Below are 14,801 nucleotides of genomic sequence, written 5' to 3'. Positions count from 1 at the left end.
TCGTTCGGACTTCCCGCCATCTTCATGCTTTTATTTTATTAACCTTAATTCAATAATTACTCATTCCAAAGTTTCACGCGTTGTTTAACCAGCTCTTCACGTAAATCTTCAGCTTTTGTTACACCAGCTTTATCGAGTTCAGCCATGTAAGCATCCCAAACTTTGTCGAAATCAGCTGGTTTGGACAAGATGGCTTCAGGAATCCGTTTCCAACTGATATCCTTCAGCTTGTTGTCGAGAACGACAATTTCGCTATCCCCAGGAATCGTGATGTTCCATGCCGCGCCCCAAGGTTTAACTTTGAATTCATCTTCATTTGGGAAGAGGTCTTTCCAAGTTGTTGCTTTATAAGCAGCAAGTGTTTCTTTTTCAACTGCATTGTAGCCTACTGTTACTTGCTCAGGGAAACGAGTTGTATAGTAGTTTCCAGTTGGATCCAATACGCCGTCACCATAGTGAGCGCTAAGCAGAGCGTAGTTTGATCCGACATTGCCAAGTCCTGTTTCTTTTTGGAAATTGGTAGTGTCATTATATTTACGGTTGTTCACATCTTCAGGAATGACGCGTTTGCCGTCAACTACGTTGTAATGCTTGCCTTCGATACCCCAGTTAACCAATACTTGACCTTCATCGGAAGCTAAGTAGTCCAAGAATTTAATTGCACGTACCGGATCTTTAGCATCTACGCTGATCCCAATGCCGTTACCACCCATAAAGCCTGTAGGCCAGAAGGAAGTTTCTTTGTACTCTTCAGACAGGGTTACTGGATAGTGTCCGTATCCTTGATCCAGCTTACCTTCAGCTTTCAATGCTCTTTCTCCATCGCCATAACCCCAGTCTTGGTCGATCAAACCAATAACACGGCCGGTAGCGATTTTAGCTTTGTACTGATCATACTTTTGAACGAAGCTTTCCGGGTCAAGCAATCCGATATCGTTCATATGGTTGAGCCAGCGGAAATATTCTTTCTCAGCAGGACGACGGAAGTGATAAGTTACTTCTTGTGTGTCGATATCAATTGCATATTCTCCATCATCAGGAGAGCCTGTAGTAGTGAATGCTGGGTTAGTTACTGTAATGTACATATACCAATCATCTGCATTTAGGGTCAGACCGATGTTTTTGTTACCATTTTCATCGGTTGGATGTTTTTCCAGGTAAGCCTTGATTACGTTCTCATAATCTTGGACAGTTTTAATTGCAGGATATCCCGCTTCTTTAACAGCACGGTGCTGTAGTTCAAATCCGCCGCCAGCATCAAAGTATTTGTTATCCACACCTGCATACGTAGGGATAGCATAGATCGCGTGGTCATCGTCACTATAGCGTGAGCGTTTCATGCCTTCTTCGCCTAATACTTTTTTGATGTTCGGAGCATATTTTTCAATCAGATCTGTCAGATCAAGCATTGCGCCTGCATCCACCAGCTTGCTTACGTCGGTCTTGGCACTGATCAGATCCGGATAATCACCGCTTGCTGCGATCAACGCTACTTTCTGAGCAGGGTCACCAACCGCGTATTCAGCATTCAAGGTAACTCCCGTTTTTTCCGTAATCACTTTGCCTACTTCATCTTGCATGCCTGTCCAGTTCGGGTTAGGGTCAGCACTGAAGAAAGTCATCGTGAGCGGAGAAGTATCCTCAACCGCATTGGCTGAATTAGCCGCATTCCCCTTATTTGTTGCATTTCCAGCTGCATCTCCAGCTGCGTTATTGCCGTTGTTTCCACCACAACCTGCGAGCATGCCGAGCATCATAATAGAAGTAAGTGTAAGTGCAGTTGCTTTAGCTTTTATTTTTCTATTATTCCCCATTACATAAACCCTCCTTAAAATTGTTTATCTATCGTATCACAGATAAATCCTGTTAATACTTATCCCAAAACTTCCCACAAGAAAAGAAAACGGATACAAAACACTCTTAAAGCTTAGGGGAGACTATGCTCCCCTGTTAGCTGTAATTAGCTCTTCACAGCGCCAAGTGTCATACCTTGAACAAAGTACTTCTGAATGAACGGATACACCAACAAAATTGGCACGGTTACGACAATCGTAATCGCCATCTTGATAGACTCTGGCGAGACTTGATTCGAAGCTAGAGAAGCAATGTTGGAGCGATAATCGCCACCATTACCACTGGTTGTACTCTGCAAAACCTTCATCAGTTCATATTGCAATGTCGTCAGATGAGGGCTTGAACCATTATACAAATACGTATCAAACCATGCATTCCATTGACCTACTGCTAGGAACAGCGCGATTGTTGCTAGCGCCGGCTTCATCAGCGGCAGGATGACACGCCAGTAGATGGTAAAGTCATTAGCTCCATCCAGCTTCGCCGATTCCTGCAGTGCATACGGCAGGCCGTCAATGAAGGAGCGGATAACGAAGACATTAAAAGCACTAACCAATCCAGGCAATACGTAGACTGCAAAGCTGTTCATCATGTGCAGATCCTTGATCAGCATGTATATTGGAATCATTCCTCCAGAGATATACATGGTCATCGCCAAGAATGTGGAGACGAACTTGCGGCCTGCAAAATCAGGACGGCTGATCGTAAATGCTAGCATCGAGGCACTGATCAGACCGAACAAAGTACCGACGACTGTCCGCAAAGCGGATATTTTAAACCCGGTGATCAGCCCTGAGAAACTGAAGATTTTCAAGTAATTGTCCCAGGTAAATTCCCGAGGATAGATGGTGATACCGCCGCGCACACTATCCACTGAATCATTCAGCGAGATCGCAAGCACGTTCAGAAACGGATAGATCGTGATTACAACCACGAACAGTATTACAAAGTATACAATGAAGTCAAAGATCCGGTCTGACCACGACTTTCCGGTGATAGCTGTATTTCCCACTGTAACGCTCTCCTTTCAAGAAAAGGGCAATTTTGCTGCCACGATTGTTAGAAGGGCCCTCTGTGTTACAGAAGGCTCTCTTTAGTTGTACGCTTGAAGATTCCATTAATCGTAAACAGCAGGATTACACTGATCACTGAGTTGAATATATTGATCGCGGTACCGTAGGAATATCTCGCCATGCCAAGTCCATATTTCAGAGAATACAGATCCAGCACCTGAGAATAGTCGGTAACGAGGTTGTTTCCAAGCAAGAATTGCTTCTCAAAGCCGATATTTAGCAAATTACCGATCGACATAATGAGTAGCACTGTAATGGTCGGCCGGATACCTGGAAGGGTGATATGCCATACCTGGCGGAGCCTGCTGGCACCGTCTACTCGGGCCGCTTCGTACAGTTCAGGTCCAATACCCGAGATGGCCGCAAGGTAGATAATCGCATTCCATCCGGTTTCTTTCCACACATCTGATAAAGTAACGATTCCCCAGAAGAGATGGCCCTGAGCCATGAACTGGATAGGTGAATCTATAAATCCAATTGTTAACAAGAGATCGTTTACAAGACCATTTTCGCTAGATAACATTTTAGTTACAATTCCCGCTGCAACCACCCATGATACAAAGTGAGGCAAATACGAGACGGTCTGAGCAAAACGTTTAAAAAATCCAAGACGCAATTCATTGAGCAATATTGCAAACGTTATCGGAAAGATAAAGCCTGCGACCAAGCCCATTCCACTCATCGCCAGCGTATTACGTAGCGCCAGAAGGAATTGCGAGTCACTGAACAATGTCTTAAAGTGTTCAAAACCTACCCATTCTTGTTCAAAAAAGCCACGTGCGGGCTTGTACTTTTGAAAAGCCATCGTCCAGCCCCATAATGGGAGATAACTGAAGACGAATGCCCAGATTACAAAAGGTATCGACATCAGCCACAAATACTTTTGATTCTTAAAGCTTCTCCAAAACCGTCCTCCTGAAGCAGGCTTTTTGTTGCGCATTCGGGTGTCCGGCGGGATTTGAGCAGTTACTGTGTCCGCTTTCATAAAGCCCCTCCTCTCTATGCCTTAATTCTAAAACTTTGTAAGCGATTGCAGTACCCTATAAATTCGACTTAAAATCAGGTGAAAATTAGAGATTTTTGTCCGGGGTGAATTCTCATTTCGGCTCATCGACACAGAGGGGCTAATGCTGCTGCGTCTGCATTATTCTTTTGATACGGTTCATAAAACAATCTGCTGGATATTAGTCGCTACGCGGAATATTTGGACTTTCGATCGCACCTTTTTCGAATTTTCCAACTAAGCTTCTGGTAACCAGCCACTACGCGGAATATTTGGACTTCCGATCGCTGTTATCCTCAGATTTCCTGATTTGAACCGCTTCTCGCGGTAGAAATCCGAGGATAAAGGCGAACGCTCCGCTTCTACAGTTCCAAATATTCCTCTTCGTTCTTCTACCAGTCGCCCTTTTAAAATTAGAAGCGTTAAACGCTTCTACAGTTCCAAAAATTCCTCTTCGCTCCTTTACCAGCAGATGTTTAGAGCCCTGATTCTAAAGAAAATGCATTAGCCCTCCACCCGCATAAGCTTAAGCAGGTGTCTATTTAACTGCATTAATACTTCACCACGTACAATTGGTGGGAGTAGGGAAAACAAAAAAAAGACCCGTGGACTGAAGTTCAGAAAACCACCTGAACTCAGCCACGGGTATAACAGACAAGACAAGAATACCACACCATCCTTAGATGCTTTTTCGATAAGAAGTTGGTGAGATTCCTACATATTTACGGAACTTAGCGTTGAAATAATCAGGGTTCATATATCCTACCTTCTCAGCCACCTCGTATACTTTCATCCCTTGCGTCAGAAATTCCTTAGCCTTCTCAATCCGCACTTTGTCCACGTACGTATTGAAGTATTCTCCTGTGGTGTTCTTGAACATTTTACCGAGATAAGCGCTGTTGTAGCAGAATAACTCGGATAAGGTCTCCAGCTTTAGGTTCTCATTGTAGCGACGGTTGATTATTTCTGTAATCTTCTTAATTTCATTTCCACGCCCACTGGTCATCTGGCCCGCAATTTCTTCGAGAAATGAAACAGCCTGATCCTGCAAATCAGACAAATAATAACTTTGATAAAGCTCCCCTATTGGAGGGGAATGCTCTGCTGCATAGGTGCGAATTTCCGGATACGTAGGCTCCAGACGGGCCAGGACAGTACTAAGGAGTCTCACAAAGGTCTCTTTAATTCGCAATTCGTCGCTGCCCGCAGATACAAGTTCAGCACAGATAGTCAGCACTATCGGTCGAATCGCGCTCAGACTTCCGGTTTCTACTGCAAGCAGCAGACGACTCTCCGTCTCCTGATCCTCTTCAGTCTTCTCCTTCATCTCCATCAGAAATCCTGAAGGATCTGTACTGATGATGATCCCCTTTTTGAAGAAGAAGGAACGTCTTAACAGTTCACGTGCTGAATTAAACGATTCTCCCACCATTTCAGGTCGAGGTACTACTCCCCCCGCTACTGCAATGAAGTCGTAACCCTTTGGTTCTATCACTGCAGATAATCCCTTATATAATTCTTCCCGCTTGCTCGCGCTCTGGTCCGGATCCTTCATGAGAATGCCCAAATACTGTGACAATGTAAAGAATGATGCATTAGGATGATTACTAAAATGCTGTTCCATTACTGTTTTGATTCCCCGGAGATCCTCATCATTTGCACCAGCTGTTTTTCTTAATTCAATGAGAATGACTTCATAATTCCCCTGATCGAGTCCTAGCGCATCCACATGTCTGCTAAGGTCCTCCTCCAGTTCTTCCTCTGAAGTTGGCTGCAGAAGCGCTCGGAGTAAAGTTTCCCTATTGCGAGCGGGCTCCTCCTCATTCCAGTCACTGAACCGTTGCTCCTGCTCGATCGTTTCATGTAGCTGTTCCAGACATACGATCATCTCATCCTCATCCACTGGCTTCAGCAAATAGCCGTCGATCCGATATCCAATCGCCCGCTTAGCATATTCAAAATCAGCATGTCCACTTAAGATGAGCACATGACTTTCCGAGCCTTCTTTACGAAGCTCACTAATCATTTCCAGACCGTCCATTCCAGGCATACGAATATCAGCAACGATCAGCTCCGGGTAGAAGGTATGATACTTTTCAAGTGCTTGCAAGCCATTAGCTGCTGTAGCTACCACCGTATAACCGAGCTTCTCCCATGGGATCAGACTTCGAAGTCCTTCCCGTAGCTTCGGCTCATCATCGACAATCATCACTTTTATCATAGATTGTTGTCCTCCATTGGTATGCAGAAGAAAATAACCGTTCCTACATTAGGTCTACTTTCAATCGTTAGCCCATATTCTGCGCCGTAGGATAGTTTTAGCCGGTCATGTACATTACGAAGTCCAATTCGCTCACCTTCACGCTCTTCCTTACGCTCAAGCGTGTTCAGTAATTCCTCCAGCTGAATTGGAGATATTCCTACTCCGTTATCTGTAATCGTAAATTTAGCATGATCCCCAACTTGTACAACTTCCACCGTCACAAATGCACCTTCCATCTTATTATCCAGTCCGTGGATTACTGCGTTCTCAACAAGTGGCTGAATAAGAAGCGGGGGCATATAAAGAGATTCAACGGCAGGGTCTACAGTAAATTGATATTTCAACCTCTCCTCATAACGGAATTGCTGAATATCCAAGTAACAACGTACCACTTCTAATTCCTGACTAAGCAAAATTTTACTTCGGCCTACCTCCAGGTTACTGCGCATCATTTTACCTAGAAGACGTACCACACGGGCAATTTCCACTTGCCCCTTCATGTGAGCTTCCATCCGAATCGCTTCTAGTGCATTGAATAAGAAATGCGGGTTAATCTGGCTGGCCAGCATTTTGAATCGTATATCATTTTGTTTCTGTTCCAGCAGACTATTCTGAGCATTGGATTCCTGTACCTCATACATCAAATCATTAATGCTGCGTACCATGGAATTGAATTGACGAGCTAACAGGGCGATTTCATCCTTGCCATCAATCTTTAATGTCGTATCAAAATCCCCAGTACTGACTCGGTTAATATGTCTGCTTAAATGCAGCAATCGTCGCGAAAACAACGAGGAGAAGCTATATATAATTAAAAAGGCCAATAAAACACTTATCGCAACCACAGTAATCGAAAGCTTAATCACTTGATTGGGTTCTTTAACTATACTTTCAATCGAAAAAACAGATATAATTCGTAGTGCATTTCGGCTGGCTTGTGGTTTAAGCTCCTCGATCACAATTTTGGAAGCTTCGCCATCTACTACTGCTTCATAGCTTCCACTTCCCTGCCCCAAGAGCTTCGTGTCAAAAGAAACATCCACCAGCTTTTTACCTGTCCGATCTTTCCGGTTCGCTGCAATGATATTGTCTTGATCATCGACGATCATGGTATCAAAAGATTCCTGGCTTAGAATGGATGCAAGCTGCTGACTGTTCACATTAATAACGAGTACACCGATCTTACTGGAGCCCTCCAGCTCGATTTTGCGGACAAGACTTAAATAATTCCGCTTATCACGCTCATCTTCGATATATTCCCAACCGACAAGACTATCGTACCGCTGTGCTCTCTGATACCACTGGCTCTCCTTAATCTCAGGTGAAGGATTGATCAGCTCCCAGTTGTTAAGCAGCGTAGCGTTGTCAGTGTATAAGCGAATGTTGGATATATCTTTATACAACCTTAGATACTCACGCATATCCGAATAATCGCGGTAAGCTTCCACCACATCATAAGTGCTAACATACTGACGTATGGCAAGTCTCTTCAACCGTGCATCATTGCTCAAGCGATATGCGATATCTTGAGATACACCGATGACTTCTTCTGTTCTTTTCTTTACCCGATCTACGTTAATTGAAGCTTGTTCCAGTGCGCTCTGAAACGCCATGGTTCTCATCTCAAACGTAAGATAACCGCCTACCAGTAATACCGGAAGTAACGTGGTGAGTAAAAAAGCAAGCAACAGCTTATTGCGGATTTTGATGTCATTCAACAGCTTAACAATCCATTGGAACATGGCCTTCCGCCCCCCGAAACCTTCACTATCTCATGCAGAGTTTAACGCTGCCCTGGAGATACCCCATACTTTACAGAAGAAAAATAGGAACGGCAACAACTTCGAATACAGCCTATCCTTAGATCAATAAACGAGATGGTCATAAAAAGGTCCTTCGCCATATGCGAAAGACCTTTTTTATCAGACATATCAAGCATAAACCCTTCGGCGTCCTTAATTATTGGCGGTACGCTGCCAGCTTGTTATTCAGTTCACGGGTCTGATCGTAGACTTCCTGATAGAGGTTAAATAAGCCGTCATAGATTGCCGCTTGCTTCGGATCTGGTTTATATACATCCGCAGGTCGGATGAAAGCTTCTGCACATGCACTAAGTGATGTGAACCAACCGCTACCGTAAGCTGCCAACATCGCTGCTCCCATAGCCGGACCTTGCTCACTTTCAAGCTTCACGATGGATGCATTGAAAATATCTGCTTGCATCTGGAGCCATGCCTCATTTTTAGCCCCGCCACCGATCGCAATGATTTCTGTAATCTCTTTACCTGAATCACGTACAATCTCAATAGATTCACGTAGCGAAAAGGTGATGCCCTCTAATACGGAACGTGTAAAATGAGTCAACGTATGCCCAGAATCCATACCAATAAAGCTTCCGCGAATATTCGCATCTGGATGTGGTGTACGTTCCCCTACGATATAAGGTGTAAAGAGCAGTCCGCCGCTACCCGCTGGAATGGAAGCTACTCCACTTAGCAATTCATCAAAGCTTTTGTCTGCCGCAAAGGTTTCTTTGAACCATGTAAGGCTATGACCAGCCGCTAGAGTAACGCCCATGATATAGTAGGCATCTTTTTCACCATGGTTGAAGAAATGGACTTTGCCTTCGAGATTCAAGTCTTTGTTGCTCTCATAGGAAAGAACTACACCAGATGTACCAATACTGCACATCGTCCGGCCTTCACCAAGGACACCTGCTCCAAGAGCCCCGCATGCATTATCCGCACCACCAGCAAATACCTTTGTTGATGATAAAAGACCTGATGCTTCCGCAATATCCGACAATAACGTTCCTGTCTGTTCAAAGGACTCTACCAGTCTAGGACAAAGGGAAAGCGGCAGTTCAAAAGCTTCAGCAATTTCAGCACTCCACGTTTTAGAACCTACATCTAATAGAAGCGTTCCTGCAGCATCGGAATAATCCATCGCATAATCACCGGTCAACCGGAGACGCACATAGTCTTTTGGCAACAGGAACTGATACGCTTGTGATAATACCTCAGGTTCATTCTCTTGTACCCATAGAATTTTAGGAAGTGTGAAGCCTTCCAGTGCACGGTTTCTAGCAACCTCAATAAGCTTTGCTCCGAGCGTCTTCTCTATTCTTCTGCACTGTGCAGTAGTACGAGTATCATTCCAAAGAATGGCCGGACGAAGCACTTGCCCTTCCTTATCCACTAGTACCAATCCGTGCATTTGCCCGGAGAAGCTAAGACCATCAACTTGTGATGGATCTATGCCCGATACTTCAATCAAACGACGAAGACTGACCAGCGTGCCTTTTACCCAGTCCTCAGGATTTTGTTCGCTCCAGTTCGGCTGCGGTCTGCTTAGCGGGTAGGACTCGGAATGCTCAAAAGCCACCTTGCCCTGTGGGTCCACTAGAACAGTCTTCACTGCGCTAGTGCCCAAATCTACACCTATAACGTATTTCATTTTTTACCTCCTAAAAGTTTTATGGAGCTTAGCTACTTGATTCTCTTCGCAATAAAACTTACTTCGAAAGCATCCTGCTTAGTTTTATGAGCATAGGCTTCATTGAACTACTTCGAATAAAACTCGCTTCGTAAGCATCCACTTAGATTTATGAGCATTTCTAGAATATCTTTGTACAAAAAGGGGGCTGCCGAAGAATGCTCTCTTCAGCAACCCCCGTTGCATTTGTTCAAACTGGATTCAAAGCCTAAGCTTCAAGCTCCCTGTAAAGACTACTCAGCCAAGATGTATTGGTTAAGGGTAGCTCTCAGGTATTCTTGGCGTCCGGATTGGTTAGGGCGTGGGTTCTCATTGTTCAAAGCATATTCAGCCAAGGAAGCCAGAGTTGCTTTGCCGGATACGATGTCCGCACCAACGCCTTCATTGAAGCTGCTGTAACGTTTTTCAACGAAATCTTCGAATACGCGATCTTCGATCAATTTAGCAGCTACCTTCAAGCCTTTTGCATAAGTATCCATACCAGCGATATGTGCTAGGAACAGATCCTCAGGCTCAAAGGAAGGACGACGTACTTTAGAGTCAAAGTTGATTCCGCCTTTGCCAAGACCATCATTCTTGAGTACTTCATACAGTGTAAGTGTTGCATCGTAGATGTTAACTGGGAATTCATCTGTATCCCATCCGAGCAATGTATCACCTTGGTTAGCATCAAGCGATCCGAGCATGCCGTTGATACGAGCTACACGAAGCTCATGTTCAAAAGTATGACCTGCAAGCGTAGCATGGTTAGCTTCAAGGTTCAGCTTGAAGTGCTTGTCGAGGTTGTATTTTTGTAAGAAAGAGATCGTTGTTGCTGCATCGAAATCATATTGATGTTTCGTAGGCTCTTTTGGTTTAGGCTCGATCAGGAATTGACCGTCAAAGCCGATTTCCTTAGCGTAATCTACAGCCATGCTGAACAGACGAGCAATGTTGTCTTGTTCAAGACCCATATCTGTATTCAGCAATTCTTCGTAACCCTCACGACCGCCCCAGAATACATAGTTGCTAGCGCCCAGACGTTTACCAACTTCCAGACCTTTCTTCACTTGTGCTGCTGCATGTGCGAAAACATCAGCGTTAGGTGTAGAACCTGCACCGTGCATATAACGTGGGTTAGTGAACATATTAGCTGTATTCCACAGCAATTTCTTGCCGGAAGTCTTCATGCCTTGTTCAAGGATATCAACGATGGTGTCGATGTTGCTGTAGAATTCACGCAAAGATGCGCCTTCTGGTGCGATGTCTACATCATGGAAGCAGAAGTAAGGGAGATCCATCTTGTCCATAAATTCAAATGCTGCTTCAGCGCGAGCCTTAGCTTTGTCCAGACCGTTCAATTTGTTCCAGCTGCGAATTGCTGTTTCAGCGCCAAACGGATCAGAACCGCCAGCAGTTAATGTATGCCAATAAGCCATTGCAAATTTCAGATGTTCTTCCATAGTTTTGCCGGCTACGACTTCTTTAGGATTGTAAAATTTAAATGCGAAAGGGTTGGTGGAACGGCTTCCCTCGTAAGAGATTTTGTTCACTGTCTCAAAATAAGCCATTGTGTAATCCTCCTCAATTTGTGCTTCGCCCGCAAGCGTTTACAGGATCATCTTAACACATCTTTTGGACTTTGTATATTGGTTAAACAAAGTTTTGATAAGTTTTTTTTGTCCATTTTTTGGGACCCTGTCTAGCCTCCTCTCTCCTCTTCCCAAATATAGGAGATCCCTGTTGGAAAATTTCCTCTGGACGCTACGTATTGCAATTTGCAGCACATCACTCTAGACTAAGTGGCATACAACAAATGGGAACTATGCCAAGCTAAACGCCTTTAGCGTCCTTTTAAGGACGGTAAGCGTTTATGCGAGAATTATAAGGAGAAAGTATACCGTGAAGCTTATACTTTCTTATAATTTAAGAAGGATGTGTGATTTGTGAAGGTTACTGGAGACCAAGCGCTGGTCAAAAAAATAAATAAATCGATTGTACTACATACCATTCGAAGACACTCTCCACTCTCGCGCGCGAAGGTCTCAGAGATGACCGGACTGAATAAAGCTACTGTGTCCAATTTGGTAGCCGAGCTGTGCACGCAAGAATTGGTAACTGAAGTCGGACCTGGGGAATCAAGCGGTGGCCGCAAACCGTTAATGCTGCATTTTAACACGATGGCTGGTAGTGTAATCGGCATAGAATTACGGGTAAAGCAGCTAACAGCGGTCTTATGTGATCTGAGCGGGGGCATTCTTTACGAAAGCGATTTCTCTTTAGAAAACCATGATTTCCCTTACGTTCTGGAACAAATGAAAAAACTTATCTCAGGCTTGATTATCAACGCCCCAGAATCCCCTTACGGCATCGTCGGCATCGGAGTAGGTGTCCCCGGGATGGTGGATGAAAATGGTGTTGTACTCTTCGCTCCCAACCTTGGCTGGGAAATGGTCGAGCTGCGAGCGATACTCGAAGCTGAATTTTCCGTTCCTGTCACCATTGATAACGAAGCGAACGCGGGTGCACAGGGTGAACTCAACTTTGGAGCGGCACGAGAGGTAAGGCATCTCCTTTACATCAGTGCGGGATCAGGGATTGGATCTGGAATTATTATTGGTGGGGAGCTGTACAAGGGTGCAAGAGGATATGCCGGCGAAACCGGACATATGACGATTGAAGCACAAGGCAAGCCTTGCAGTTGCGGGAGTCGTGGTTGTTGGGAGTTATATGCCTCTGAGAAAACTTATGATAATCCCGATCTCTCCCTCCCTGCCCATACTACGCCAGAGCTGGTTCGCTTTGCAGCCGGCGGGCAAGAAGACGCCCTGCATCACTTCTCAACGATGGGTGAATATCTCGGTATCGGGGTGACCAATCTAATCAATAGCTTCAATCCAGAGCTTATTGTGATCGGTGGGGCATTGTCTGAGGCTGAAGAATGGCTAGGCGAACCGCTGCGTCGGGTTGTAGCTGAGCGTACTCTTCCTTACCATAAGCAGCAACTCGAAATTACATTCTCTAAGCTCGGCAGCCGTGGAACGATGATCGGCGCAGGTTTCTCTGCTGTTATGCATTTCCTGGGCGATATTCGGGTGACCCTATAATCCATAACGGTAAGCGAAGCGTTTATGTGAGAAATATAAGAATAATTTATAGCGTGGAACATATACATTCTTATATTTTGAAATAATTGACGTAAAATTGACGCATTTGAGTGAATCAAAAGTGCAGTAAAAAGAACAGAAATCCTATATAATAAAGGTCAAGCTAGTGTGACATTTATCACTACAACCCCTTTTTTGAAATGGAGAGCGAGTCCATGACCTATGTTGATACGTCTGATATCTCGGCACAGATGTTCATCACTGTGTTGCTTTTTCTGCTCATTATTGCCCCTTTGATCAGCCTCGGCGTGCTCCGTTTTTTTCAAGCTAAAAAGAAATCAGGATTTATTCTTATTGGCAGCGGCGCTGCTGTATACGTACTATTTCAGCTCATTACATCTTTCACTCAAACCTAAACTCTACTTCTAGATCTACTTTCATAAAAATAGTCTGCGCACAGATGCGTCAGACTATTTTTTGTATGCTAAAGCTCGCAGATATTTTATACTTTCTTATATTTCAAAAAAGACCGCCTCCTAATCGGAAGCGGCCCATTACAATTTCCTTACGCAAATCTTATTTAACAAGAAGAAACGACTTTATCGTCCTATTAAGACGACATCGGTTCTTCGTAGAAATATAAGGATATTATAGTTGTGCAGCATATAAATTCTTATATTTTTAAACAGTCGCGAGTGCTTTGTCGAACTGAGTTTTGTTCATGCCAACAATTTTATGCTCACCGATTACAGTTACAGGAATAGCCCTCACTCCCATGTCCCATACTTGCTGCGCAAAATCATCGTTCTGCTCGACATTGCGTTCTTCGTAGGATACGCCTTTTTCGCTTAAAAAACTCTTCACCTGACGGCAATGCGGGCAATTTGTTGAGGTATATACAATTACATTCTCCATGGTATGACCTCCTATAAAAGAAATACAGTGATGATATCAATTGTAGCAATGAGGGTTTTTCAAACCAAATTATAGAATAACTGCACTGTGCTCTAAGCTTTCGATATATTTCTCAGCATCCATAGCTGCCATACATCCACTACCTGCTGCAGTAATCGCTTGTCTGTAACGAGTATCCTGTACATCACCACATGCGAACACACCTGGGATATTAGTTTCGGAAGTGCCTGGGTTCGTCATGATATAGCCATCCGCATTGGTTGTGATCTGTCCACCTAAGAAAGAGGTATTAGGGTGGTGGCCAATCGCAACAAACACGCCGCTTGCTTCGATGATTTCTTCTTCACCAGTCTCATTGTTAAGCACTTTTAGTCCATTGACGCCTCTTTCGCTCGAAGTCACTTCCAGAGGAGTACGGTTCAAGTTCCAGTCTACTTTAACATTAGCGCGTACACGATCCTGCATGATCTTCGAAGCACGCAATTCTCCACGACGGTGCACCAAAGTCACTTTGGAAGCAAAACGAGTCAAGAAACCTGCTTCCTCAAGTGCGGAATCTCCGCCACCAACAACCACGATCTCTTTATTACGGAAGAAAAATCCGTCACAGGTTGCGCAGGTGCTCACACCGCGTCCTACGTTATCTTGCTCCCCTGGGATACCGAGGTATTTTGCTGTAGCGCCTGTGGAAATGATCAATGTATCTGTAGTAAGAACACCCATTCCTTCAACATTCAGCTTAAAAGGGCGCTCTCCAAGTTCTACACTGTTCACCCAGCCCGTACGGAATTCTGCACCAAAACGTTCAGCTTGTTTACGCATATTATCCATCAAGTCAGGGCCCATGATTCCTTCAGGAAATCCAGGGAAATTCTCCACTTCTGTAGTTGTGGTTAATTGTCCACCGGGTTGAGGTCCTTCGATTACTAGTGGGTTCAAATTGGCACGAGCCAAATAGATAGCGGCGGTTAATCCTGCCGGTCCAGTACCAACAATTATTGATTTATACATATCTATGTCCTCCTTGAGCTAAACGGCAATGACGTCGCTTCTTATTTAAAATAATTATAATGTAGTGTTAATTATGATAACTGAAAGCAAATATGTCAATA

11 protein-coding genes are annotated in these 14,801 nt (G+C 44.3%); 2 read left to right on the top strand and 9 right to left on the bottom strand.

Translation table 11 applies throughout. The annotated features are described in order from the left end of the window. Window positions 1–56 precede the first annotated feature (56 nt). From MKX60_RS07800 to xylA, 7 genes are all read right to left on the bottom strand, one after another. The gene (locus MKX60_RS07800; protein WP_076285489.1) at window positions 57–1,814 is read right to left on the bottom strand and encodes an ABC transporter substrate-binding protein; all 1,758 of its coding nucleotides are present in this window, start codon (window positions 1,812–1,814) and stop codon (window positions 57–59) included. A gap of 146 nt (window positions 1,815–1,960) precedes the next feature. Continuing rightward, a complete protein-coding gene (locus tag MKX60_RS07795) occupies window positions 1,961–2,866 on the bottom strand; it encodes a carbohydrate ABC transporter permease (protein ID WP_042131063.1) in 906 nt (301 codons plus the stop codon). A gap of 65 nt (window positions 2,867–2,931) precedes the next feature. Beyond that, complete coding sequence (locus MKX60_RS07790; RefSeq protein WP_231573511.1) at window positions 2,932–3,867, bottom strand: ABC transporter permease; 936 nt, start codon at window positions 3,865–3,867, stop codon at window positions 2,932–2,934. A gap of 742 nt (window positions 3,868–4,609) precedes the next feature. After that, the gene (locus MKX60_RS07785) at window positions 4,610–6,151 is read right to left on the bottom strand and encodes a response regulator transcription factor (protein ID WP_076300668.1); all 1,542 of its coding nucleotides are present in this window, start codon (window positions 6,149–6,151) and stop codon (window positions 4,610–4,612) included. Beyond that, entirely contained in the window at window positions 6,148–7,935 is a 1,788-nt protein-coding gene (locus MKX60_RS07780) for a sensor histidine kinase (RefSeq protein ID WP_076285491.1), read from the bottom strand. The genes MKX60_RS07785 and MKX60_RS07780 overlap by 4 nt, the downstream gene beginning before the upstream one ends. A gap of 217 nt (window positions 7,936–8,152) precedes the next feature. Then, window positions 8,153–9,649, bottom strand: coding sequence for a xylulokinase (xylB, locus tag MKX60_RS07775; protein WP_076300670.1), 1,497 nt, complete (start codon window positions 9,647–9,649; stop codon window positions 8,153–8,155). 272 nt (window positions 9,650–9,921) lie between these two features. Then, entirely contained in the window at window positions 9,922–11,238 is a 1,317-nt protein-coding gene (xylA, locus tag MKX60_RS07770) for a xylose isomerase (RefSeq protein WP_042131068.1), read from the bottom strand. 375 nt (window positions 11,239–11,613) lie between these two features. Between xylA and MKX60_RS07765 the strand changes: the two genes are divergently transcribed. After that, window positions 11,614–12,774 (top strand): ROK family transcriptional regulator, encoded by a 1,161-nt coding sequence (locus MKX60_RS07765; RefSeq protein WP_076285493.1) that lies wholly within the window; start codon window positions 11,614–11,616, stop codon window positions 12,772–12,774. Window positions 12,775–12,989: 215 nt separating this feature from the next. Next, window positions 12,990–13,190 carry a hypothetical protein gene (locus MKX60_RS07760; protein WP_042191897.1) on the top strand — a complete coding sequence of 67 codons (201 nt, stop codon included), beginning with the start codon at window positions 12,990–12,992 and terminating at the stop codon, window positions 13,188–13,190. A 265-nt stretch (window positions 13,191–13,455) separates the two neighbouring features. Here the strand turns inward: MKX60_RS07760 and MKX60_RS07755 are convergent, their stop codons facing one another. Further along, window positions 13,456–13,689: a glutaredoxin family protein gene (locus MKX60_RS07755; protein WP_042191899.1), complete on the bottom strand. Its 234-nt coding sequence runs from the start codon at window positions 13,687–13,689 to the stop codon at window positions 13,456–13,458. Between the two features lie 69 nt (window positions 13,690–13,758). Further along, entirely contained in the window at window positions 13,759–14,700 is a 942-nt protein-coding gene (trxB, locus tag MKX60_RS07750; protein WP_042191901.1) for a thioredoxin-disulfide reductase, read from the bottom strand. Window positions 14,701–14,801: the final 101 nt, after the last annotated feature.

The sequence above is a fragment of the Paenibacillus sp. FSL R5-0914 genome (assembly GCF_038004525.1).
Taxonomy (GTDB): Bacteria; Bacillota; Bacilli; order Paenibacillales; family Paenibacillaceae; genus Paenibacillus_AQ.
This window is presented reverse-complemented; position numbering and strand designations above follow the sequence as displayed.

What these genes read in the sequence shown, in the direction of transcription:
- MKX60_RS07800 (WP_076285489.1), bottom strand. Translation starts at nt 1,814, where the DNA reads ATGGGGAATAATAGAAAAATAAAAGCTAAAGCAACTGCACTTACACTT.
- MKX60_RS07790 (WP_231573511.1), bottom strand. Translation starts at nt 3,867, where the DNA reads ATGCGCAACAAAAAGCCTGCTTCAGGAGGACGGTTTTGGAGAAGCTTT.
- MKX60_RS07785 (WP_076300668.1), bottom strand. Translation starts at nt 6,151, where the DNA reads ATGATAAAAGTGATGATTGTCGATGATGAGCCGAAGCTACGGGAAGGA.
- MKX60_RS07780 (WP_076285491.1), bottom strand. Translation starts at nt 7,935, where the DNA reads ATGTTCCAATGGATTGTTAAGCTGTTGAATGACATCAAAATCCGCAAT.
- xylB (WP_076300670.1), bottom strand. Translation starts at nt 9,649, where the DNA reads ATGAAATACGTTATAGGTGTAGATTTGGGCACTAGCGCAGTGAAGACT.
- xylA (WP_042131068.1), bottom strand. Translation starts at nt 11,238, where the DNA reads ATGGCTTATTTTGAGACAGTGAACAAAATCTCTTACGAGGGAAGCCGT.
- MKX60_RS07760 (WP_042191897.1), top strand. Translation starts at nt 12,990, where the DNA reads ATGACCTATGTTGATACGTCTGATATCTCGGCACAGATGTTCATCACT.
- MKX60_RS07755 (WP_042191899.1), bottom strand. Translation starts at nt 13,689, where the DNA reads ATGGAGAATGTAATTGTATATACCTCAACAAATTGCCCGCATTGCCGT.
- trxB (WP_042191901.1), bottom strand. Translation starts at nt 14,700, where the DNA reads ATGTATAAATCAATAATTGTTGGTACTGGACCGGCAGGATTAACCGCC.